Source organism: Cryobacterium levicorallinum, from assembly GCF_004402405.1.
In the GTDB taxonomy this organism is placed as follows: domain Bacteria; phylum Actinomycetota; class Actinomycetes; order Actinomycetales; family Microbacteriaceae; genus Cryobacterium; species Cryobacterium levicorallinum.
The window spans coordinates 280,270-302,891 of the sequence record NZ_SOFE01000022.1 but is presented as its reverse complement, the minus strand read 5'-3'; the positions used below and the strand labels follow the sequence as shown (position 1 = coordinate 302,891).

Here is a 22,622-nt window from a genome sequence, read left to right as displayed (position 1 = left end):
TTACGGGGCGGTCGCTGCGTACTCTGCGGTCACGGCGCGGTCGACGTGCGCGAGCGCGTCATCGACCCGGTCGGCCGCGTCGGATTCGATCCAGTGGGTGTGGGCGTAGCGCTTGAACCAGCTCACCTGGCGGCGGGCATAGCGCCGAGTGAGTTGCTGGGTTGCCTCGATCGCCTCGGCCTGGCCGAGCGTTCCGTGCACCTGACCGAGGGCCTGGGCGTAGCCGATCGCACGGCTCGCCGTCACGCCGTCTTCGATGCCGCCCGCGAGCAGCCCGCGTGCTTCGTCGATGATGCCGGCCGCCCACATCCGCTCTACTCGGGCGTCGAGCCGAGGGGTCAGTTGTTCGCGCGCGGTGCGGAGGCCAAGCAAGACGCTGGCGCGCCAGTAAACCGGCTCGTTCGGCAGGGCGGCCAGGTGCGGGGCACCGGTCAGCTCAACGATTTCTAGCGCCCGCACCAAGCGCCGGCCGTTGCTCGGGCCGATGCTCTGTGCAGCCTGCGGGTCGACGGCCTGCAGCCGGGCGTACATCAGGCCGGGTCCAATGTCGATCAACTCAGCTTCGAGCCGGGCGCGCAGCTCCGGATCAGTGCCGGGAAACCGAAAGTCGAACACGACCGAGGAGACATACAATCCCGAGCCGCCGACCAGGATCGGCACGGCGCCACGCGCGATGATCTCGGTGATCGCTGCACGGGCATCCGTTTGGTAATTGCTCACGGTGGCCTCGGCGGTCACCTCGAGCACATCGAGCAGGTGGTGCGGAATACCGCGGCGTTCCGCGAGGGTGAGTTTTGCCGTGCCGATATCCATGCCGCGATAGAGCTGCATGGCATCGGCGTTGACGATTTCGGCCGGCTGGCCGCGCTCGATCAGCCGTTCGGCCAGATCAAGGGACAACTCCGACTTACCGGTGCCGGTCGATCCGACGATCGCGATCAGCACCGGCAAGGCAGCTGACCCCAATGGTTCGGCTGGCACCGGTTTCTCAGGCGACACCGTTCCTAACGCTCGTCGTCGTTCACGTTGTAGATGGGGATGGTGCTCGAGCCGCTCTCGACTCGCAGACCGATGGTCGGCAGGCCAAGCGAGACCGGACCAGTACCGCCAGCTGCTCCACCGTGTGACGGAACGCCGCAGGATTCGGCTTCAAGGCGGTCCCAGGCATCCCCGGCACGGGTGGAACGGATGCGCAGGGGCGCGTCGGTGGTCGAGTCAGCGATCAGGTGGAACGGTGCGGCCTGGGTGACGACGACCGTAACCACGTCGCCGGGACGCGGCCGTGGCGAACCGGCCGGTACGTCGAAGTGCACGAGCCGGCTGTCGGGGGCGCGCCCACTCAGGCGGTGGGTGTCGCTGTCCTTGCGACCGCCGTTGGCGACGAGCAGTTCAACCTCGCGACCGATGACGGCCTGGTTTTCTTCGAGGGAGATACGTTCCTGCAGGGCGGCGAGACGCTCGTAGCGGTCTTGCACGATGGCCTTGGGAATTTGGTCGGCCATCGTCGCGGCCGGGGTACCCGGACGAATCGAGTACTGAAAGGTGAACGCAGTGGCAAAGCGAGCCTGTTCAACGACCCGTAGGGTCTCTTGAAAGTCTTCCTCGGTTTCGCCGGGAAAGCCGACGATGATGTCGGTGCTGATGGCGGCGTGTGGCATCTGTGCACGCACGCGGTCGAGGATGCCGAGGAACTTCGCCGAGCGGTAGGAGCGGCGCATTGACTTGAGGATCCGGTCGGACCCGGACTGCAGGGGCATGTGCAGCTGGGGCATGACAGAGGGCGTCTCCGCCATGGCGTCGATGACATCATCGGTGAACGCGGCTGGATGCGGGCTGGTGAAGCGGATGCGCTCCAGCCCGTCGATCTTGCCGGCCGCGCGCAGCAGCTTACCGAAGGCGAGGCGGTCGCCGAATTCAACGCCGTAGGAGTTGACGTTCTGCCCGAGCAGGGTGACCTCGATGGCGCCGTCGTCGACGAGGGCCTGAATCTCGGCGAGGATCTCGCCCGGACGGCGGTCTTTCTCTTTGCCGCGCAGGGCGGGCACGATGCAGAAAGTGCAGGTGTTGTTGCAGCCAACCGAAATGGAGACCCAGCCGCTGTAGCTGGAGTCACGTTTGGTCGGCAGGGTGGACGGGAAGGTTTCGAGCGACTCGAGAATCTCGAGCTGCGCCTCACCGTTATGGCGGGCCCGCTCGAGCAAGCTCGGAAGAGAGCCCATGTTGTGCGTTCCGAAGACGACGTCCACCCAGGGCGCCTTCTCGAGGATGGTGTTCTTATCCTTTTGCGCGAGGCACCCACCGACGGCAATTTGCATGCCCTCATGCTTGCGCTTGACCGAGGCGAGGTAGCCGAGGTTGCCATAGAGCTTATTGTCGGCGTTCTCTCGTACGGCGCAGGTGTTGATCACGACGATGTCGGCCTCACCGCCGTTCGCCGAGACGTAGCCGGCGGCTTCGAGAGAGCCGCTCAAGCGTTCGGAGTCGTGCACGTTCATCTGACAGCCGAAGGTGCGCACCTCATAGGTGCGCGCACGCCCCGAGGCGTCGATCGCGGCTACCGAGGGGGTGATCACGGTTCGGCGGGCAAGTGCGGGGGCGACGATACTCATAGTGGGTATAGTTTACGCGAGCAATTCGGTGTGCGAGCCGTGTGCGACGCGCGGTCAGAAATAACGGGCGGCAGCATTAGCGGAAGCGCACACGCGAGCCGCCACCGCGGCTGTCCATTGCTGCTTTGACCGCCAATCGTACGGCGGCCGAGCTATAGCCCTTGCGCATGAGAAAACCGGTGAGTCGACGGTCGATGGTCTGGTCGTCGAAACGTTCCATCTGACCCATGCGCTTGGTGGCCAGGTCGATGGCACGTTCAGCTTCGTCGTCGGGAAGCTCTTCGAGCTTGTCCATCATGACGCTCGGATCGAGCTTGCGCCGCCGCATTTCAGCCTCAACACCGGTGCGACCGAGACCCTTGCGCACGTTGTGGCTGTGAATGATCTGATCGGCGAGCTTGGCCTCATCGAGGTACTGCAGCTGAATGAACTTCTCGATGACCTCACTCGCCTCGCCGGAGTCTACCCCGGTGCCGTTCAAGACAAGCAGGGCCTCGACGGTGGACAGGGAACGGCCACGCAACCGGTGCAACAGCACCTTCTCGGCCCGCTCACGCTGGTCGAGCGCGTCGGCGTCTGCATCGGTTTCGGCGTCAGCGTCAGCGTCAGCGTCGACGTCGTCGATCTCAGCCTCGGGTTCGCTGGCCGCTGCCTGCAGCGGCGAGCGGCGCTTCATTCCCGGAGCCGCACCGGGCAGGTAGGTCACGGGAGCCAAGCCGGCGTCTGCTTGTGGTGCTGCGTCATTCTTGGGTTCGAAGTGAACCATTCCCGTGACCTGCCTTTCGTTGTCGTGCGGTGGTCTCGGTTAGGCGCTCTTGCGCGCTGCCGGTACCTTGATGGCGACCGGACCACCATCGAGTACCGCCGCGGCATCCGCTTCTGCCTTAGCCTTCGCTTCGGCCTCAGCGACAATCGCCGCTGCGGCCTTCTCGGCGGCCTTGGCCGCGATGCCCTCCGGGCCGATGCCGAGCTTGATCAGAATCTTGCTCTCGATCTCGTTGGCCATCTCGGGGTGCTTGAGCAGGAAGTTGCGCGAGTTCTCTTTACCCTGACCGAGCTGGTCGCCGTCGTAGGTGTACCAGGCACCGGACTTCTTAACGATGCCCTGGTCGACTCCGAAGTCGATCAGGCTGCCCTCGCGCGAGATTCCGATGCCATAGATGATGTCGAACTCAGCCTGCTTGAAGGGCGGCGCCATCTTGTTCTTAACGACCTTGACCCGGGTGCGGTTACCGATGGCTTCGGTTCCGTCTTTGAGGGTTTCAATGCGGCGAATGTCAAGGCGCACCGACGCGTAGAACTTGAGTGCCTTACCGCCCGACGTGGTCTCGGGGCTACCGAAGAAGACGCCGATCTTTTCGCGCAGCTGGTTAATGAAGATCATGGTGGTGTTGGTCTGGCTCAAACCACCGGTGAGCTTGCGGAGCGCCTGCGACATGAGCCGGGCCTGTAGGCCCACGTGGGAATCACCCATCTCGCCCTCGATCTCAGCACGCGGCACGAGGGCAGCAACCGAGTCGACAACGATGAGGTCGATGGACCCACTTCGCACGAGCATGTCAGCAATTTCGAGGGCTTGCTCGCCCGTGTCGGGCTGCGAGACCAGCAGGGCATCGATGTCGACGCCGAGCTTCTTGGCGTATTCCGGATCGAGGGCGTGCTCCGCGTCGATGAACGCGGCGATGCCACCGTTCTTCTGCGCATTCGCGATGGCGTGCAGGGTGAGCGTGGTCTTACCCGAGGATTCCGGACCGTAGATCTCCACGATGCGGCCACGCGGCAGTCCACCTACGCCGAGCGCGACGTCTAGCGCGATCGACCCAGTAGAAATGGTTTCAACGGGGGCACGCTCGTCGCTGCCGAGGCGCATGACCGAGCCCTTGCCAAACTGACGATCGATTTGCGCGAGGGCGGTTTCGAGGGCCTTCTCGCGGTTCGCTTGTGATGCCATGGTCTTCATCTCCTGGGTTCTGCACGGTCGCTCGCTTTGAACGGAGCTTCGGGACGTGCCTGGTGGCGCCTATAGGCTGTCGGCCCGCTCATCGAGAGGACCCCGATGCCCGTTTCGACAAGGCAATCGCCGACTTTCTCTGACAAATTCGACTGTACGCCGCACCTCCGACATTGGCCGGGAGCACGATCGAACAGTGGAGAACCTGTCAGAAAGTCTGCTGTTGAGGAGCCTATCAAAGCCGAACAGGTATTCGAGCATTCCCGGATATTGTGCACGGCGTGTCGAATCAGAGGCCTAAGGTGAAGTCCAGTCTGTTACAGGCGAGGGGCCGGGATGCCAGCGCCATACCAACGACTGCGCGGCACGTCGACCGCGGCGCACAGTGCCAGCCACACGTCACGGGCCGGGACGCCGGCTGCGAGTGCCTGATCGGCAGTGCGTCCGCCGAGCGGGGTGAGCACGAGGTCACGGGTGAGCACTCGGCCGTAACCGTCGCCGAATTCTTCCTTCAGCGCGGTGCGAAATTCACTCAATCGCACGGCGCTGCCTCCACCCGAATCTGAACACACACACTCCTGAAAGACAACCACCGCCGACACAAGGTGTCGACGGTGGCCTTATTGTTTTGAATCGGTGGGGCGACTAGCGCGCGCCGCTGTCTAACGACATCAGCCCGGAATCGAACGTGGTGACGAGGTCGTCGGGTACCGTGTCGGGGAACTGATCCATTCCCTCGATGACGGCGAGACGGTCACCAACTTCACGCATGATGACCGAAATCGGGGTTTCCAGCGCATCGGCCACGGAAGCGAGAATCTCCGAGGAGGCTTCTTTCTGTCCACGTTCTACCTCGCTGAGGTAGCCGAGCGCGACGCTGGCTTTGCTTGCGACCTGACGCAGGGTACGCCCCTTTTGCAGGCGGAAGTCCCTGAGCACATCGCCGATTTCCTGACGAACAAGAATCATCGGAACCTCCTTCTATACCTTAATAACTCGAGCCCAAACTACTGAAGTTCCAGTTGGTGCTTACACTACGTCATTCCTCTGACAAGCTGACACTAACCGAAATACGTTGGACTTTGCTTATGTATTCCTTCGATGTAACCAGCCCGTAACAAGAACTATTCCGCGTCACCGCGCGCTATCAGCGCACGCACAGCAAGGATGGCCTGGCGCACCGTTTCGGTGCGAATTTCGGCTCGGTCTCCATCGAGTTGCAGGGGCACCGCCCAGGATCCGGTGCCTTTGGAGAGCCCGATGTAGACGGTTCCGGCCGGGTGGCCACCATCGGGGCCCGGTCCGGCCACGCCCGTCGTGGACACCCCGACGTCGGCGCGCACATCATTGACGGCGAGGAGTGTGCGTACACCGACGGCCATCTGCTTGGCGACGTCGGCGTGCACGGGGCCATGAACGTTGAGCACGCTGCTGTCCACCTGAAGCAGGCTCCGTTTGAGGTCCGAGTCATAGGCGACGACTCCCCCGCGCACCACAACGGATGCCCCAGGGATGCGCACGAGTTCGGCCACGAGCAGCCCGCCGGTCAGTGACTCGGCGACCGCAATGGTGAGGTGCCGAATGGTGAGTTGCGCGATCAAATCGGCCGTTGCATCCGCTTGCAGATCGCCTGAAGCGGTGCGGGCGCGAAGGGTGACGTCGGGGAGGTCGATCGAGTCGGCCGGGTCAGGCATCGTCGTGCTTGCGCAGGCGCCAGGCCGAGAGCAGATAGTCGAGGCCGGACACCACGGTGAGGATCAGGGTGATGGTCATGGTAGCCGTGTTGAGCCAGTGCACCCACTCGCCGAAAACGAGCCAGAACGGCAGCAGCGCGAGCGAGATCGACACCGACTGGGACACGGTTTTGAGCTTGCCGCCGCGGCTGGCCGGGATGACCCGGTCGCGTAGCATGACGAATCGGAACACGGTGATGCCGATTTCGCGCACCAGGATGACGATGGTCACCCACCAGGGCAACTCGTCGAGGATGGAGAGGCAGACCAGGGCGCCGCCGGTGAGGATCTTGTCGGCGATCGGGTCGAGGATCTTGCCGAGGTCGGTGACGAGGTTGTGGCGGCGGGCGATCATGCCGTCGATTCCATCGGTGGCGATCGCGATGATGAACAGCACGGCGGCGGCCCAGCGCAGTGCGTCGTGGGCGCCGTTGTCGGCCAGCAGCATCCAAATGAAGACGGGGGCGAGCAGGATGCGTACGACCGTGATCAGGTTGGGCAGGTTCCAGTTGCTCGGGCGGGCGACGGATGCTTGCGGTGATGCCATGGTTCAGTCCCTGCCCGTTAGTTTCCAGGCATCCTCGTCGTCCTCGGTGCCGTCGACCTCAGGATACCCCTGCGACATTTTCTCCACCGGGTCGTCGGCGTAGCGCGGGTCGGGTGCCGCGGCTGCACGGGAATCGTCGGATTGAGCCTTGAGGGCGTGCTGTTCGTCGTCGGAGCCGCGCAGGCGGGCGAGCACGCTCGGCAACTGTTCGGCGTTGACGAGCACGTCGCGGGCCTTGGAGCCCTCGGAGGGGCCGACGATTTCGCGGGACTCGAGCAGGTCCATCAGGCGGCCGGCCTTGGCGAAGCCGACCCGCAGTTTGCGCTGCAGCATGGACGTGGACCCAAACTGGGTGGAGACGACGAGTTCTGCGGCGGCGAGCAGCACTTCGAGGTCGTCGCCGATGTCGGAGTCGATCTCTTTACGCGGGGCGACCATGGAGACATCGGGCCGATAGTCGGGCCTGGCCTGCATGGTGACGTGCTTGACGACTTTTTCGATCTCGTCTTCGGTCACCCAGGCGCCCTGCACGCGCACGGCCTTGGACGCGCCCATTGGCAGGAACAGCGCGTCCCCCTGACCGATGAGCTTATCGGCACCCGGCTGGTCGAGGATGACTCGGGAGTCGGTGACGCTCGTCACGGCGAAGGCGAGCCGGGAGGGCACGTTGGCCTTGATCAGCCCGGTGACGACGTCGACGCTTGGACGCTGCGTGGCGAGCACGAGGTGGATACCGGAGGCGCGGGCGAGCTGGGTGATACGCACGATCGAGTCTTCGACGTCGCGCGGGGCGACCATCATGAGGTCGGCCAGCTCATCGACGACGACCAGCAGGTACGGGTACGGCTTGAGCTTGCGTTCACTGCCGACCGGCAGCACGATCTCCTCGTTATTGACGGCCTTGTTGAAGTCGTCGATGTGGCGAAAGCCAAAGCTGGCGAGGTCGTCGTAACGCATGTCCATCTCTTTCACGACCCATTGCAGCGCTTCGGCTGCTTTCTTCGGGTTCGTGATGATGGGCGTGATCAGGTGGGGCACGCCGGCGTAGGCAGCGAGCTCGACCCGTTTCGGGTCGATCAGCACCATGCGCACGTCGCTCGGCTTGGCCCGCATCAGCAGGCTTGTGATCATGGAGTTGACGAAGCTCGACTTTCCCGAACCGGTGGAACCGGCCACGAGCAGGTGGGGCATTTTCGCGAGGTTGGCGATGACGAAGCCACCGCCGACGTCTTTACCGACGCCGATGGTCATCGGGTGCGTGGCGTTGGTAGCGGTACTCGAGCGCAGCACGTCGCCGAGGGTGACGATTTCACGGTCGGTGTTGGGAATCTCGATGCCGATGGCGCTCTTGCCGGGAATCGGCGACAAAATGCGCACCTCGTTCGAGGCGACCGCGTAGGAGAGGTTCTTGCTCAGGGCGGTCACCCGCTCGACCTTGACACCCGGGCCGAGTTCGATCTCGTACTGGGTGACCGTGGGGCCACGCGAGAACCCGGTGACCTTCGCGTCGACCTGGAACTGACGTAGTACTTCGGTGATCGACTTGACCACGTCGTCGTTGGCGGCCGAGCGGGCCTTGGCCGGCGGGCCGGCGGTGAGAGTGGATGCTGCCGGCACGAGATACGGAATGGCAGGGTGGGGATCTGTGGAGGCGAGAGGCGGCAGAGTCGCGCCGTCGGCATCCACTGCCTGACTCAGTTCGGGGAAGACGTCGTCGAAGCCGGGAAGGACCTCGGTGTGGCCGGCCGGGTCGTCAGAGTGCAGGCCGGTGGACGGACCCGCGCCGAGGTCGACCTCTCCGGTGAACCGTTTGACGGCGAGCTCGGCCTTGCGCAGGTCTTCGAGCACCTCGGTGCCGTAATGGTCGCGTTCCGGCGGGGCGGTGTGGTCGGTGACTTCGGGTTCGATCGCGCTGTCAAAACCGCCGCGGGACTGGTTGCCGCCGAGCAGCACGCTCATCGGGTCGGCGGTGTCCGCCGCCTTGGCGTCGGCACCTCGTTTTTCGGTCGAGAGTGCACTGCCGAAGTCGGGGTCTTCCTCCCGCTTGCTGTTGTTGCGGCGCCACCAGGGCAGCGCGCCCTCCGGGCCGTCTTCGTCGACGCCGTCGAGTTCGACCTGAACGGTCTTGCCCGATTTGGCGACCTTGCTGGCGGCCGCGCGTTCTTCGTCGTCGGTCAGTTGCGCGCCGAACAGCCAGTCGTAGAGCTCGCGGGAGCGCTGACCGATGCGATTCGGCGGCGTCTTGGTGATGATGAACAGGCTCAGCAGCAACAGCAGGATGACGACGATGGTGGCACCGATCGAGGTGCTGAGCAGGATCAGCGGGGCGGCAATCATCCAGCCGATCACGCCGCCGGCCAGGGCGAGGGCCGGCATGCCGTCCTGCGGCTCGGGTTGCACGCCGAAGATATGGCAGAGCCCGGAGATGGTGACGAGCAGCAGGCTCAGCCCGATGCCGATGCGACCGTTGTCGTGCACCGAACTCGGTTTGCGAAACAGCCAGACGGAGAACAGTAGAAGGATGACCGGGAGGGCAAAGGCGACCCGGCCGAACAATCCGCCGAAGGTGTAGGCGTCGAGCTGCTGAGCGACGAAGTTATTGATCAGGAACCATTCGACGATGGCGCCGGAGATGGCGAGCAGAACGAGAAAGAACGGCAGACCGTCACGGCGTTCGTCTTTGGAGAGTTTTTCGGGGCCGAGGGCACGCGCTGCGCCGCCGGTCAGGTGGGCCAGGCCCATCCAGGCGCGGGCTCCGAGGCTTGGTTTCACCTCGACGGCGGTGAACTTGACCGTCTTCTGCGCGGCCGTGCCGCCGGCTCCCCGCGTTGCGGGTTTGCGCGCCGGAGCGCCCTTCGCTGCGGGGGTGCGGGCACGCCCGGTCGACTTAGTGCTCGTAGCCATGAAATAACGCTACCAAGCACCGGTGACATTCCCTCGGCCCCACGCCTACGGCCCGCGTGACTGGTCCGCGAAAGCCTGGCCGCGGCATCCGTTTTGCTGCTAATAGCGGATGGCGTCGATCACCTTGACGCGCACCGCGACGAGCGCGGGGATCAGCCCGGCGAGGGCGCCGACGACGGTGGCGCAGACCAGGCCGAGGATGGCTGCCTCAACCGGGAACGGCGGGAAGTCGGTGACCTGGCCCTGGCTGATGAAATCCTCGACAAAAGGACTCTTGACGATGAGGACGGCGCCGATCACGCCGATGATTCCGGCGACGACGGTTGCGACGACGCTTTCCATCATCACGGCGAAGAACACCCGCCCGGCCGTGGCGCCGAAGCTGCGCCGGATGCCGATCTCCCGGATGCGCTGCTTGAGGGTGACCAGGGCGATATTGACCAGGCCGAGCGCGCCGAGCAGCAACACCAGCCCGGCGATCGCGCCGACGGTGAGTTTGAGCGAGAGGTAGGGGTCGCCGTCCTGGAAGGCCGCGAAGTCCTGCCGGTTCACCTGCACGAAGGCGTCGGCGCCGAGCGCGCCCTGTACGTCGCGTTGCAGCGCGGTGACCAGCTGCTCCGACACGTCAACGGGCACCCACAGCTCGTAGGACGGCGGTCCGAATTGTTGGAGGTTCGGGTCGCTAACGACGGGCGTAATGGCGGTGAGTGCGTCGGCGAGCATGTACATGGCCGGTTCGGTCTCCCACGAGAGTGAGGGGTAGACGCCGGTGACGACGGCCGTCGTGGTGCGTTCACCGATCAGGGTCGTGGTCGGGTGCGTGCGCAGATCCGGCCGACCGAGACGGTCATAAAAGATGGAGTTGACGAGCAGTGCCGGTGCAAGCCGGGCCGTATCGGCCTCGGTGAACCAGGTACCTTCCTCGAGGGTGATGCGGTGCATGGTGCCGTAGGGCGGGTCGATGCCGAGGGTCTGCACCGGTACGGCTCCGTCGGCGAATTGCACGGTCTGGCTGGCGTTCATGACCCGGCTGGCGTAGTCGATTTGGTAGCGTTCAAGCGCTGTGCGCCAGATTTCGGGCATTCCCGGCGGGGTGGAGCCGTCGTTCATCGATGCCGACAGAAAGAGGCTCGCGGCGCGCCCACCCGAGCGTTCGCTCGATTCGACGGTCGCCTGTTGGGCGACCGCGCCAAGCCCGACCACGGTGGTGATGGCGCAGACGGCGACGGCGACGCCGATCAACGACAGCATGACGCGGGTCTTGTGGATGCGCACCTCCTGCCAGGCCTCGATCACCGCGCCTACCAGATTACTGACGGCGCGCTTCATGCCGGCACCGTGCTGGTGGCCTGCAGCGCGCCGTGGTCGAGGCGCAGGTGTCGGCTGGCTCGGGCGGCGATAGCGGGATCGTGCGTGATGGTGACGAGGGCTGCGCCGGATTCGGTGGCGACCTCGTCGATCAGGTCCATCACCGTTTCGCCGGTCTCGAGGTCGAGAGCGCCGGTGGGTTCGTCGGCGAGAATCAGCCGTGGGCCGCGCACGAGCGAGCGAGCGATCGCCACCCGCTGCTGTTCACCGCCACTCAACTTGTCGGGCAGTGAGCCGAGCCGGTCGCCGAGCCCGACGCGTTCGAGCATCTCGGTGGCGATTCGGGTGCGCTGCCAGAACTGGCGGCCCTCCGCGTAGAGCAGCGGAGTCATGACGTTTTCGAGGGCGGTGCGTCCCTGCAGCAGGTTGAACTGTTGAAAGATGAAGCCGACCTCTCGGCCGCGCAACCGATCCCGCGCGCCGGAGGACAGCGACTGCACGGGGCGGTCTTCGAACAGCATGGTGCCGCTGGTGGGGTTGTCGAGCAGCCCGAGCAGGTTGAGCAGGGTGGTTTTGCCCGAACCGGAGCGGCCCACGATCGAGACGCGGTCGCCCACGTCGACGTCGAGGTCGATGCCGGAGAGAATTGTCAGCGGCGGCGCATCGATGAGCTGCACGGTGCGGGTGACGCCCTCAAGATGTAGAAGACTCAATGGGAGATCGCTCTGCTGGAGATGCTCGGCATGTAGCAGACTTGGCTGCCATCGGGTTGGGTATCACAGCCGTCGGCTCCCGGTGCCACGGGGGCACCCGGCACGAATTGATTGATCACATCGCCCTCGACGAGTCCGTCAATGACCTGCACGTTGGTGCCGTCGGTCATGCCAAGCGTGACCGGGCGTTCCTCGGTACCGCCGTCGGCCAGCACAAACCAGACGACACCGGTCTCGGCCGAGCCCTCGACGGCGGTGGTCGGCACGACCAACACGTTTTCCGCCAGGCCGGCGGCGATGGTGATCTGCGCGGCGAGGCCGGCGAACACCGTCACGTCGGCCGGAATCGCGCATGTCACGGTCGTGCCACTCGTGCCCGCCTGGCCGCCCGCCGAGCCGTCGCCACCGGCCGATTCCCCGGCCAGCGGGGTGGTGATGGTCAGGCCGGTACAGGTGAACGGTGCCGGCCCCTTCGTTATCGCGACGGATGCTTCCGTCGGCTTGGTCAGCAGCCGATACTGCTGCTCGGGGCTGAGAGCGCCGCTCACCGAGAAGGTGGGCGGTGCAACCTGCCCGGTGGCGTCGCCGACGGCCACGCTCTGACCGGGGATCACGGTGAGCGAGCTGAGAATTCCGGTGATCGGCGCGAATACCTTGGCGAAGGTGACCACTGGTTTCGGCTGGGTGATGGTCACGTTGCCGTCGGCATCCGTTGTTTCGACCGGGTCTTTGATCGTCTCAACCCGGATGTCGTAGATCTTGTCGTCTTTGTTCACGGTTTGTCCGGCCGAGATGAAGATCTCGTCGACCGTTCCGACGGCGGTCGCTTTGATGGCCACGGCCGGGTCGGCGCTGACCGTGCCCGGCAGGGTGACATCGTTGCTGATCGTGCCGAGGGCCACCGGAATTTGGGGCTCGACGATGACGCCAGTGGGCTCGGCCGGGTTGCTGTCGGCGGCGGCGTCTGGGTAGAAGGCGAGCTTCACGAGGGCCACGGCGATGGCCGCTATGACGATCAGACGAAGGATGGGAAAGACCCATTTGCGTGCAATGTTCACGACACTCCCAACGCGCACCGACCGACGTGGTCGTGCTCGATGGGTCGATCTTAGCGTTTTGTGGCAAGGTGCGCCGCGCGCTGGGTTTGCCGGGCTCGCGGCACTCGTTGCAGTTCGCGGCACCCCTACGGACGGGCGCCGCGTACGTTAACGAGTGCCGCGAGCACGATCAACGCTTTAGCGGGTGGTGCCGGCGACCTTGGGGAGCGATCCGCCGGCCGCAGCGTTGCGGTCCGGACGGAAGTTAGAGAAGTCCACGCCGGGGATGTCTTGCACGAGCGAGAGTTCGTCCTCGATCTGAGCGGCTTCGGAGTCCTCCGGGCCGACCAGGGGCAGGCGCACCCGCGGGCTGCCGATGCGCCCGAGGCCGTGCAAAATGTACTTCACCGCCACGGTGCCGGGAACGTGTGTCATCACGGCGCGCACGAGTGGTTCGAGCTGCTGATGGGCGGCGGTCGCGACCTTGAGGTCGCCACGGTTGACGGCGTCGACCATGTGCCGGTACGGGGTGGCCGTGATATTGCCGGTCACGCCGATCAAGCCGGTCGCACCGATCGACAGGTGTGCCAGAACGTTGGGGTCGTCGCCGGAGAAGTACAGGAGGTCGGTCTGGTTGAGCACCCGGCTGACCTGGGCGAAGTCGCCCTTGGCATCTTTGATAGCCAGAATATTGGGGTGCTTGGCCGCGCGCAGGATGGTCTCGTAGGCGATTGCAACACCGGTACGGCCGGGGATGTCGTAGAGGATGACGGGCAGATCGGTGGCATCCGCGATCATGCGGAAGTGGGTGAGGATACCGGCTTGGGTTGGCTTGTTGTAGTACGGCGTGACGATCATATTGCCGTCCGCACCGGCTTTTTCACTCTGCCGGGCCAGCTGCATGGCGTGAGCGGTCTCATTTGAGCCACCGCCGGTGATGATCTTGGCGCGGCCGTTGGCGACCGACTTGCCGACCTCGACCAGGCGGATCTTCTCCGGGTCGGTCAGCGTGCTGGTCTCACCGGTCGTGCCCGTGACGACGATGCCATCGGCCCCGGCGTTGATGACGTCGTCGATGTGCTTCTCCACCCCGGCCCAGTCCACTTCGCCATCAAAGGTAAACGGGGTGACCAGTGCGACCAGCACCTGGCCAAAGGGATTCGTAGAGGTAGACACGAACTACAGGCTATCGTCTCCACGCCCTCCGCCCGGCGAGAGCCCAAAAAGTGCCCGTGTGAACCGGGCACTTCTCAACGGAATACTGCTACGGCGAAACGCGACCGTTCTTATTGAAGGATGCATGGGTCAGCGGCATCAGTTTCTCGAAGTGCGTTTCCATCTGCTCGGCACACATCTCGATCTCACGCTGCGGGAAGGACGGGAACTGACTCCCCTCCCGCTTGGTGCGCAGGCTGAGAAAATTCATCAGCGAACGAGCGTTGAGTGTGACATACATCGAGGAGTAGATGTTCAGCGGCAGCACGATGCGGGCGACCTCGCGCGCGACGCCGGCTTGGAGCATCCGCTGGTAGGCCTCGTAGGCGTGAATCGCGGCGGCACGGGTTTGCTGCTGCACCAACGCGGTCTGCTCGGCGGTTCCGGGCAGAAAGTCATAGGCGCCGGCCTTGCCGACTTGTACGAGGTTGCGCTCGTTGGAGGGCACGTAGAACACCGGGTTGAGCTCCCGGTAGCGGCCCGATTCTTCGTTGTAGGAGGCAATGCGGTGCCGCATGAACTCGCGGAACACGAAGATGGGCGCGCACACGTAAAACGTCATCGAGTTGTGTTCGAACGGCGAGCCGTGGCGGTCGCGCATGAGGTAATTGATCAGGCCGCGGTCACGCTTCTCGTCGGCCTCGCTCTCGGACCCCTCGAGCTGACTCTGTTCCAGGGTCTGCTCTCCCAGGGTCGATACCCGGGCGGCAAACAGCACATCGGAGTCGTGGGCACTCGCGCGCACGAGTTCGACGGTCATTTCCGATCTAAATTCGATTTCAGGGCGGGGCTCTTGTTCGGCGGTATCAGACACTGGTTCAGGTTAGTCGCATCCACCGCAGGTAGGGGTCGGGCCACACCGTGAGCCGGCGTAATCTCTCGTCACAGTGCGAGATTCACAGTACGCCCGCGTAGCGTTGCAACCATGAATCCCCTCGAAGCTATCGGCCTACTGTTGGCATTGCTGGCCGGCACGACCGTGCTCGGCCTGTTCTGGCGGGCCAGACAGGGTCGCGTCACCCAGATTTCCGGCCAGATCATCAGGCCAGCGGATGTCGCGGCTGCGACCCCGTTCGGCGCTGCGGCGACCCTGTTGCAGTTTTCGACCGAGTTGTGCGCCCGCTGCCCGGGCACCCGCCGACTACTTGGTGCCGTGGCGGATTCCCGCCCCGGCGTCGTGCACGTCGACGTGGACCTGACCCATCGCGCGGATTTAGCGAACCGGTACTCCATTTTGCAAACACCGACGACCCTGATTCTCGATGGAGCCGGACGGGTGCGCGCACGAGTGGGTGGTGCGCCGAACCGCGCTGCCATCGCCGCTGCCCTGGACAATTTCGAGCCCGGTTCGGGTCGGTCCACAACCCTTTGGAGTTCCTATGTCAACCGCTGATTCGCCGATCACGACGCCACCCAGGGTGCGCCCCCGGCTCGATCCGCGCGGGCCCAGGTTCGGTGCGGCGATCACCGCCGTGCTGCTGCTCGCCGTGGTCTTCTTGTCGCTGACCGGGGCATCCGTTGCCGCGTTGATCCTGCTGTCGGCGCTGACCGGACTATTCGCGTGGGGCGCTGCGGCCGGAGCCGGACGGCATCCCTATGGCGTGCTGTTCAAGAAATTCGTCCGACCCCGCCTTGCTCCCCCGGCCGAACTCGAGGATGCCGCTCCACCGACCTTTGCCCAGGGCGTCGGCCTCGCGGTCGCGCTCGTCGGCGTGGCTCTCGGGCTGGCCGGAGTGCCCGGCGCGGTCGGCATCGCCGCGGCGGCAGCCTTCGTCGCGGCCTTTCTCAACGCTGTGTTCGATTACTGCCTCGGCTGCCAGATCTACTTGCTGCTCGTACGATTCGGCTTGCTGAACCGGGGTGCACGGGTTCGAGGCGCCTGAAGGTGTTCCAGGCCCAGCCGGGAAACTGGGTCGGGGTCGTGTCGGGCTGGCTCTCAGGAAGTTCCCAGACGGGACAGGTTCGCCGGGCAGGTCTGACGGATAGGGTGGAATTCAACCACCTGGAGGTAACACCATGCCCACGACACTCACGAGTGAAGCAACCACCGTCTGGACCGGCGATCTTCCGACCGGTTCTGGAATTGTCACGCTCGATTCCTCACATACCGCGGAATTTTCGGTGAACTGGAAGGCTCGCGCCGAAGGGGTATCGAACACCACCAACCCCGAGGAATTGCTCGGCGCCGCTCACGCAGCGTGCTTCTCTATGGCCCTCGCCAACGCCCTCGGCTCGGCTGGCCATACCCCCGAGAGTATCCAGACCACCGCCGCCGTCACCTTTGCGGCCGGAACCGGCGTCATCGGCAGCCACCTGCTGGTCAGCGCGAAGATTCCCGGTCTGACCGAGGCCGAGTTCGAAACGTTTGCACAGGATGCCAAGGAGAACTGCCCGATCTCGAAGGCGCTCGCCGGCATTCCGATCACCATTGAAGCAGAGCTGGCCTAGGCTCAGGCCATGCGCGTTCTGATTGCCGGCGCATCCGGTCTCATCGGCAGGGAGCTTAGCCGCCAGGTCGAAACTGCCGGCCACACCCCGGTGCGGCTGGTACGACGCGAGGCCCTCGGTCCCAACGAGATTCGTTGGGACCCGGCCACGTTGGTTTTGGATCCGAGCGTGCTCGACGACATCGACGCCGTCGTCAACCTGTCCGGCGCGTCGCTGGCGCGGCTGCCGTGGACAAGCGGGTACCGCCAGGAAATCCTGCAATCCCGTCTGCACGCCACGCGCACGTTGACCGACGCGCTGCGTCGGTCAACGAACCCGCCGACCGTTCTGCTGAACGGCTCTGCGGTGGGGATCTATGGGAATCGGCCGGGGGAAGTACTGAGCGAGGCATCCGCTGTCGGCACCGATTTTCTCGCCGAGGTGGTCACGCGCTGGGAAGCCGAGGCGCAACTCACACCCGAATCGACCCGCATCGTCACTCTGCGGACCGGTCTGGTTTTAGCCAAGGGCGGGGCGCTCAAACCCGTGCTGCCGCTGGCCAAGCTAGGTCTGGCCGGGCCGCTCGGCAGCGGAATGCAGCACTGGGCCTGGATCAGCCTGCACGACGAGGCCGCGGCGATCGTGCACCTGTTGACCTCGACCCTGTCCGGCCCGGTGAACCTGGTCGGGCCGACCCCCGCGACGGCCAACGACATCATCAGCACACTCGCCGCAGCGCTACACCGGCCGTTCCGGCTGCCGGTACCGAAACCGATACTGACTTTTCTGTTACAGGATGCCGCCCGCCAACTGCTGCTCGCCGACCAGCAAGTGAGCCCCCAGAAGCTGCTCGACGACGGATTCGAGTTCGCTCAGCGTACGCCGGCCACCGCGATCGCCTGGATGCTGCGCCAGCCGTAGCGGCGCTGGCTCTAGCGCGTGCGCTCGAGGGTGATCGCCGTGCGAATCGCGCCGCGCGCACGTTTGCGGTCGCCGGAGGCGTCGTAGGCCAGGCCGAGACGTAGCCAGGACTGCCAATTCTCGGGTTCCGCCTCAACCTCGGCCTGGGCCGCCGGAAACTGAGCGTCGGCAGCGTCCCGATAAGGACGACCGCTCGGACGCACCGGCAGGTCGTTCGACGGAAACCCCCCGAGTTCGTCGAGCTGACGCACCAGCCGCTCCGAGCGGATGCCGAAGGTAATCTCCCGCGCGAGCGCCCAGAATCCGATCAGCGGCAAGACGAGCAGCGCCACGCCGATCGCTATCCCGACCGGTTCCCCACTCTGGACGAACGCAATGGCGCGCACTCCGGCAAGCAGTAGGTAGAAAACCAGGAGTACCGCCATGACGATGACGGCGATTTTGCCCTTCATTTGTTCGCTCCCGCGGTGTCCGAATCGAATCCAAGGTCGACGATCTGGTCCAGGCCCACCGTCACCCCAGTGGCGGTGCGTGTCGCGGCGAGGGCCAGTAGAATGCCGCTCTCGTAGGCGCTCGGCGACAGGGTGTTGTGGCTGATCGTGAGCGTTTCACCGGTCCCGCCCAGAATCACGTCCTGCCGGGCGAGCAGTCCGGCAAGGCGCAGGCTGTGCACGGGCACACTCGAGACCTGCTGCCCGCGGGCCCGCTGGTCGGTGTGCGGAGCAGACACCGGGCCCAGTTCGGCGCGGGCACGACCGATCAGTTCGGCGGTGCGCACAGCGGTGCCCGACGGCGAATCAACCTTGCCGGGCTGGTGCGCCTCGACGATCTCGATGGAGTCGTAGAATCGGGCGGCCAGGGCGGAGAACGCCGTGGCGAGCACTGATCCAATCGAGAAGTTGGGAATGATAATGACGCCGGTATCGTCGCGGCCCTCGAGGCGGTGGCCGAGTGCGTCGATGCCCTCCTGGCTCCAGCCCGAAGTGCCCACGAGCACCCGCAGACCGTGCTCGGTGGCGAAGTCGACGACGGTGCGGCTGACGTCGGGACGGGTCAGGTCAACGGCGATCTCGGCGCCGAGCATCTCGCTCAGCTCGCTGCGGGAATCAAGCCGGGCGACGACCTCGTAGCCCTCGGTTCGGTCGATCAGGTCGGAGACCACGCGGCCCATCTTGCCCGTTGCGCCGATAATGGCCACCCGTGTTGTCATGGAACCAATCTACCAATTGATCTCTGTCAGCAACGCCCGGTCGATTAGAACATCAGCGGTTCGGGCAGTCCGGTGCGCAGCTCGACCGGCAGGTGGCCGAGATCGTTGTGGGTGACCAGCGTCCAGGGACGGCCGGGTTTCTGCTGCAGCACGGTCAATCCGCAATTGGCCTGGTTGATGCCGACCCAGCGCCAGTCGGGAGCTCCGAGCACCTCACGCACAAACCAGGCGATCACGAAATTGTGGGTGATCAGCAGGTCGTGCCGCTGGCTGCGACGTGGCTGCAGAAATTCGGCGACCGCGTCTTCCATCTGGGCGCGTCCGGCAGCGATTTCGTCCTCTGTGACCGAGCCGAAGAAAGGGTCGTAGGCCTTGGGTGTTTCGGCAGCCCGGCCAGAAGGAATGCAGTCGAACAGCAACGCAGACGATTCGCTCTGCACCGACGGCAACCGTTCGGCCATGATTTCGGCGGTTTCGGCCGCTCGCTGCAGCGGTGAATGCCACGCGCCGGTGAAGGGAACGCCGCTCAGCCGGTCGGCGATCAGTAACGCCTGACGTTTGCCACGCGGCGATAGTGGACCGTCATGCAGGCCGTGTTCGGCATCCTGCTGCTCGCCGTGGCGTACCAGGTAGATGTACTGGGGCATCATTGTCCATTTCGAATTTCAAGGAGTCCGCGGGTGCGGATACTGCAGAAGCTTTGCGGCCGGCTCAGCCGGGGAGGATCGCCGCGAAGGCGTCATCGTCAAGCGCGCCAACTGCGGAGATCGACACGGGCCCGCTCGCGAGCTCGGCGGCGAGCTCCTGCACGTCGGCCGCGGTGACGAGCGCGAGGCGGCGCAGGGCCTCATCGAGATCGGCGAACTCACCGAGGGTGATCTCGGAACGACCCAGCCGGGACATCCGCGTGTCCGAGTCTTCCAGCGCGAGAGCGGATGCTCCGCTCAGCTGCCCCGACGCCCGCTTCATCTCGTCGGTGGTCACGCCGGAATCGGCGAGGCGGTGCAGTTCGCTGAGCATGAGCTCGGCGACCTGGCCGGCCTTGGCCGGTGTGCATCCGGCGTACATGCCAAACAGCCCGGCGTCGGAGTAACCGGGAGCAAAGGAATAGACCGAGTAGGCCAGGCCGCGCTTCTCGCGCACCTCCTGGAACAGCCGGCTCGACATGCCGCCACCGAAAATCGAGGTGAGCACACTCATGGTGACGCGGCGGTCGTCGGTGGCCAGCAGCCCGGGCATTCCGAGCAACAGATTGGCCTGTTCCAGTGGCCGTTTGACGATGGTGAGCGCCTGGCCCTGCTGAATATCGGCTGCGACACCGCCGCGACGGCTTACCGGGGTCTGCGCGACGCTGAGGTCCCAGCCGGCCAGTTCGAGGGCCCGGGTGACGGCGGCGACGAGCACGTCGTGGTCAACAGCGCCGGCGACAGTGACGACGAGGTCCTGCGGGCGGTAGTTGGCCTGGTAGTGCTCCCAGACGGCCGATCTGGTGGCACCGCGAATGTCGTCGGCGCTGCCGCCGATCGGGCGACCGAGCGGATGCTGCCCCAGCACGGCTTCAAAGAAACGCTCATTGGCGACATCGGCCGGGTCATCATCGGCCATGGCGAGTTCTTCGAGAATGACGCCGCGCTCGGTTTCGAACTCACCGGCATCCAGTTTGGACGAGGTCAGCATGTCGGTTAGCACGTCGATGGCCATGCCGAGGTCGCGGTCTTGCACCTTTGCGTAGTAGCAGGTGTACTCCTTGGCGGTCATGGCGTTATGTTCGCCGCCGACCGCGTCGAAGGAGATGGCAATGTCGAGCGCTGACCGGGTGGGCGTGCCCTTGAATAGCAGGTGTTCGAGAAAGTGGGTGGAGCCGAAATGGCCGGGCTGCTCGTCGCGCGACCCGACGGCAACCCAATAGCCGATGGTGAGGCTGCGGGCGCCCGGTACCTGCTCGCTAAGAATGCGCACCCCACTCGGCAAAACGGTTCGACGCACGAGGGCATCACCGGCGGCCCGAAACGTGAGTTCGGCCTGGTCTAGGGGAAAGTCGACTGCACCGTTCATATCACCCACAACCTTACTTGACCGCTCCGTTCGCGCCGGCGTACCCGCGGGGAGGCACCGCCACAACGCTGGCACCAGTAGTGTTCCGCTGAACATCAGTACCGTTCGATACCCCCAGTTTGGCCAAATCGAACCGAGCCGTCAGATCCGACAGACTGGTCTGTCTAGTGTGTGTTACAGTCTGGGAGCCGACCTGCCCAAACCCGCGGTTTTGCGCTGATCTGGGCCCCAAACGGCCCCCGATAGAGGAGCCCGAATGACCACGCTGACAGATGAGGCCGTTCGGCCGGCGACACACGCGAAGGTGCGCATTCTCGCCACCGCCGACCGTCTGTTCTACACCGAGGGCGTGCACACCGTGGGTGTGGACCGAATCATCAGCGAGTCCAAAGTCACCAAAGCCACCTTCTATAAGTACTACCGTTCCAAGGACGCCCTCATCGTGGTCTACCTGCAGGGTCGGGACCGACGCGCTCGGGAGCTTCTCGCCGAGCTGGAGCGACGCTTCGACACCCCCGAGCAACGCCTGCGCGGTGTCGTAGCCGAAATTTCGGCTCAGGTGATCCGCGAGGGATTCCACGGTTGCCCGTTCATCAACGCTGCAGCGCAGTTCACCGACCCGACGCACCCGGTACGTCAGGCTGTCGCCGCTCACCGCGATTGGTACGGCCGCAGCGTCGAAGACCTGTTCCGCGGCATGGGTCATGCCCGGCCCGGTGACGCGTCGGACGACTTCTTTCTGGCCAGGGACGGTGCCTTCGCCGGCGCCAACCTCGGCGACCCGATCGGCGCCCACACCGCGCTGATTCGTGCCGTGCAGCGCGTCCTCGACGAGTCGAGCGACTAGAAATCAGACGGTCGACACCCGATCCAGGTCGGCCAGATCGGTCCGACCGAGACGGATGCTCGCCGCCGCCAGTAGCGACGCCACGTGATCAGGTTGCCCGGCCCCAGCGATCGGTGCGACCACATCCGGCCGGGCCAGGAGCCAGGCCAGTGCGATCGTCGCAGGCGGGACGCTGTGGGCGGCGGCGATGCGATCGACCACGGCGAGCACGCGCAGGGACCGCCGGTTGACATAAACCCGCGCGAGCTGACCGCGGGCGGTGCCGGCGGCATCCGCTTTGGTGCGATAGGCACCGGCCAGAAAACCGTGGGCCAGAGCGAAGCCCGGCATGAGACCGAGATTCTGTGCACCGGCCGCAACCGCGATACTCGGTTCCAGTTCGGTACGGTGCACGAGGTTGTACGGCGTTTCGACGGCGACGAACTTGGGCAGGCCTAATGCCGAGAGAACCCGGGCCTGCATCAGGCGCTCAGCCGAGAAGTTGGAGGCCGCAAGATGGCGAACCTTGCCTGCGCGCACGAGCGTGTCCACGGCAACCAGGCTCTCTTCGAGGGCGACGGACTTGTCGTCGAAGTGAAAGTAGAGCAGGTCGAGATAGTCGGTGCCGAGCCGAGCCAGGCTGGCCTCGACGGCGCCGACGATGCTGCGCTGGCTCAACCCGGGGTTGTCGAGGTTGTGTCCGATCTTGGTGGCCACGATGGTCTCGGCGCGCGCTCGACGCGAGCGCAGCCACCCACCGATGATCACCTCGCTGCGACCGGCGGCGAAGCTGTCGGCCGTGTCCAGAAAATTTCCGCCCAGATCGCGGTGAACGTCGAGAATCGCGGTTGAGGTTTCACCGTTAGCCGTCCAGCCGAAGGCGTTGCAGCCCAGAGCTAACGGATGCACGAACAACTCAGTCCCCGGAATCTGGCGCCGGACCACAGTCGCACCAACGGTCAACTCAGCCAGCCCGGAACGGTCGATCGACATCGCGTCGAGGGAGGATGAGACCGTTTGTCTGGTCATCGTGATTCTCCTCCCGCGGGGTGTTCGCCGGGCCAGTCGTTTCTGCCGGATTTTTGATGAGTGAAGCTTGCTATTGGCCCGACTTTAGGCGAGGCCACCGACATTTCCCGGCGGCACGCTAAACCGTTACCAAAACG

The 22,622-nt window shown here is 64.9% G+C and carries 24 protein-coding genes; 5 read left to right on the top strand and 19 right to left on the bottom strand.

What is annotated here, in order from left to right:
- From miaA to thyX, 14 genes are all read right to left on the bottom strand, one after another.
- On the bottom strand, positions 1 to 999 hold the full coding sequence (gene miaA, locus E3O11_RS11830; RefSeq protein ID WP_373866155.1) for a tRNA (adenosine(37)-N6)-dimethylallyltransferase MiaA: 999 nt from the start codon (positions 997 to 999) through the stop codon (positions 1 to 3).
- Between the two features lie 5 nt (positions 1,000 to 1,004).
- Positions 1,005 to 2,609 (bottom strand): tRNA (N6-isopentenyl adenosine(37)-C2)-methylthiotransferase MiaB, encoded by a 1,605-nt coding sequence (gene miaB, locus E3O11_RS11825; RefSeq protein ID WP_092449893.1) that lies wholly within the window; start codon positions 2,607 to 2,609, stop codon positions 1,005 to 1,007.
- A gap of 76 nt (positions 2,610 to 2,685) precedes the next feature.
- Entirely contained in the window at positions 2,686 to 3,375 is a 690-nt protein-coding gene (locus tag E3O11_RS11820) for a regulatory protein RecX (protein WP_241994707.1), read from the bottom strand.
- Positions 3,376 to 3,414: 39 nt separating this feature from the next.
- The gene (gene recA / locus E3O11_RS11815; RefSeq protein WP_092450132.1) at positions 3,415 to 4,560 is read right to left on the bottom strand and encodes a recombinase RecA; all 1,146 of its coding nucleotides are present in this window, start codon (positions 4,558 to 4,560) and stop codon (positions 3,415 to 3,417) included.
- 317 nt (positions 4,561 to 4,877) lie between these two features.
- On the bottom strand, positions 4,878 to 5,102 hold the full coding sequence (locus E3O11_RS11810) for a DUF3046 domain-containing protein (protein WP_092449895.1): 225 nt from the start codon (positions 5,100 to 5,102) through the stop codon (positions 4,878 to 4,880).
- A gap of 103 nt (positions 5,103 to 5,205) precedes the next feature.
- Complete coding sequence (locus E3O11_RS11805; RefSeq protein ID WP_092449897.1) at positions 5,206 to 5,529, bottom strand: helix-turn-helix domain-containing protein; 324 nt, start codon at positions 5,527 to 5,529, stop codon at positions 5,206 to 5,208.
- Positions 5,530 to 5,684: 155 nt separating this feature from the next.
- A complete protein-coding gene (locus E3O11_RS11800) occupies positions 5,685 to 6,254 on the bottom strand; it encodes a CinA family protein (RefSeq protein WP_092449899.1) in 570 nt (189 codons plus the stop codon).
- Positions 6,247 to 6,840, bottom strand: coding sequence for a CDP-diacylglycerol--glycerol-3-phosphate 3-phosphatidyltransferase (gene pgsA / locus E3O11_RS11795; RefSeq protein WP_092449901.1), 594 nt, complete (start codon positions 6,838 to 6,840; stop codon positions 6,247 to 6,249). The genes E3O11_RS11800 and pgsA overlap by 8 nt, the downstream gene beginning before the upstream one ends.
- Positions 6,841 to 6,843: 3 nt before the next feature.
- Positions 6,844 to 9,744: an FtsK/SpoIIIE family DNA translocase gene (locus E3O11_RS11790; RefSeq protein ID WP_092449903.1), complete on the bottom strand. Its 2,901-nt coding sequence runs from the start codon at positions 9,742 to 9,744 to the stop codon at positions 6,844 to 6,846.
- Positions 9,745 to 9,843: 99 nt separating this feature from the next.
- Complete coding sequence (locus tag E3O11_RS11785) at positions 9,844 to 11,073, bottom strand: ABC transporter permease (RefSeq protein ID WP_092449905.1); 1,230 nt, start codon at positions 11,071 to 11,073, stop codon at positions 9,844 to 9,846.
- Entirely contained in the window at positions 11,070 to 11,765 is a 696-nt protein-coding gene (locus E3O11_RS11780) for an ABC transporter ATP-binding protein (RefSeq protein WP_092449907.1), read from the bottom strand. The genes E3O11_RS11785 and E3O11_RS11780 overlap by 4 nt, the downstream gene beginning before the upstream one ends.
- Positions 11,762 to 12,823, bottom strand: a complete 1,062-nt coding sequence (locus E3O11_RS11775) for an efflux RND transporter periplasmic adaptor subunit (protein ID WP_174775753.1) — start codon at positions 12,821 to 12,823, stop codon at positions 11,762 to 11,764. The genes E3O11_RS11780 and E3O11_RS11775 overlap by 4 nt, the downstream gene beginning before the upstream one ends.
- 177 nt (positions 12,824 to 13,000) lie before the next feature.
- A complete protein-coding gene (gene dapA / locus E3O11_RS11770) occupies positions 13,001 to 13,978 on the bottom strand; it encodes a 4-hydroxy-tetrahydrodipicolinate synthase (protein ID WP_092449909.1) in 978 nt (325 codons plus the stop codon).
- A gap of 88 nt (positions 13,979 to 14,066) precedes the next feature.
- Complete coding sequence (gene thyX, locus E3O11_RS11765; protein WP_092449911.1) at positions 14,067 to 14,777, bottom strand: FAD-dependent thymidylate synthase; 711 nt, start codon at positions 14,775 to 14,777, stop codon at positions 14,067 to 14,069.
- Between the two features lie 165 nt (positions 14,778 to 14,942).
- Between thyX and E3O11_RS11760 the strand changes: the two genes are divergently transcribed.
- From E3O11_RS11760 to E3O11_RS11745, 4 genes are all read left to right on the top strand, one after another.
- The gene (locus E3O11_RS11760; protein ID WP_134477294.1) at positions 14,943 to 15,410 is read left to right on the top strand and encodes a TlpA family protein disulfide reductase; all 468 of its coding nucleotides are present in this window, start codon (positions 14,943 to 14,945) and stop codon (positions 15,408 to 15,410) included.
- The gene (locus tag E3O11_RS11755) at positions 15,397 to 15,900 is read left to right on the top strand and encodes a DUF4395 domain-containing protein (protein WP_092449913.1); all 504 of its coding nucleotides are present in this window, start codon (positions 15,397 to 15,399) and stop codon (positions 15,898 to 15,900) included. Before E3O11_RS11760 ends, E3O11_RS11755 begins: the two co-directional genes overlap by 14 nt.
- A gap of 133 nt (positions 15,901 to 16,033) precedes the next feature.
- Positions 16,034 to 16,465, top strand: a complete 432-nt coding sequence (locus tag E3O11_RS11750) for an OsmC family peroxiredoxin (RefSeq protein ID WP_092449915.1) — start codon at positions 16,034 to 16,036, stop codon at positions 16,463 to 16,465.
- A 9-nt stretch (positions 16,466 to 16,474) separates the two neighbouring features.
- On the top strand, positions 16,475 to 17,365 hold the full coding sequence (locus tag E3O11_RS11745; RefSeq protein ID WP_092449917.1) for a TIGR01777 family oxidoreductase: 891 nt from the start codon (positions 16,475 to 16,477) through the stop codon (positions 17,363 to 17,365).
- 11 nt (positions 17,366 to 17,376) lie between these two features.
- Here E3O11_RS11745 and E3O11_RS11740 read toward each other — a convergent pair whose 3' ends face one another.
- From E3O11_RS11740 to E3O11_RS11725, 4 genes are all read right to left on the bottom strand, one after another.
- On the bottom strand, positions 17,377 to 17,817 hold the full coding sequence (locus E3O11_RS11740; protein WP_092449920.1) for a tetratricopeptide repeat protein: 441 nt from the start codon (positions 17,815 to 17,817) through the stop codon (positions 17,377 to 17,379).
- Positions 17,814 to 18,575: a 4-hydroxy-tetrahydrodipicolinate reductase gene (gene dapB / locus E3O11_RS11735; RefSeq protein WP_092449921.1), complete on the bottom strand. Its 762-nt coding sequence runs from the start codon at positions 18,573 to 18,575 to the stop codon at positions 17,814 to 17,816. The genes E3O11_RS11740 and dapB overlap by 4 nt, the downstream gene beginning before the upstream one ends.
- A 44-nt stretch (positions 18,576 to 18,619) precedes the next feature.
- Positions 18,620 to 19,222: a histidine phosphatase family protein gene (locus E3O11_RS11730; RefSeq protein WP_092450135.1), complete on the bottom strand. Its 603-nt coding sequence runs from the start codon at positions 19,220 to 19,222 to the stop codon at positions 18,620 to 18,622.
- A 64-nt stretch (positions 19,223 to 19,286) separates the two neighbouring features.
- Complete coding sequence (locus E3O11_RS11725; RefSeq protein WP_092449923.1) at positions 19,287 to 20,630, bottom strand: M16 family metallopeptidase; 1,344 nt, start codon at positions 20,628 to 20,630, stop codon at positions 19,287 to 19,289.
- Positions 20,631 to 20,886: 256 nt separating this feature from the next.
- Here E3O11_RS11725 and E3O11_RS11720 point away from each other — a divergent pair, with 256 nt between their 5' ends.
- Positions 20,887 to 21,477, top strand: coding sequence for a TetR/AcrR family transcriptional regulator (locus E3O11_RS11720; protein WP_092449925.1), 591 nt, complete (start codon positions 20,887 to 20,889; stop codon positions 21,475 to 21,477).
- Positions 21,478 to 21,480: 3 nt separating this feature from the next.
- On the opposite strand, the gene E3O11_RS11715 is transcribed toward E3O11_RS11720, so the two are convergent.
- Positions 21,481 to 22,485: an aldo/keto reductase gene (locus E3O11_RS11715; RefSeq protein ID WP_241994706.1), complete on the bottom strand. Its 1,005-nt coding sequence runs from the start codon at positions 22,483 to 22,485 to the stop codon at positions 21,481 to 21,483.
- Positions 22,486 to 22,622: the final 137 nt, after the last annotated feature.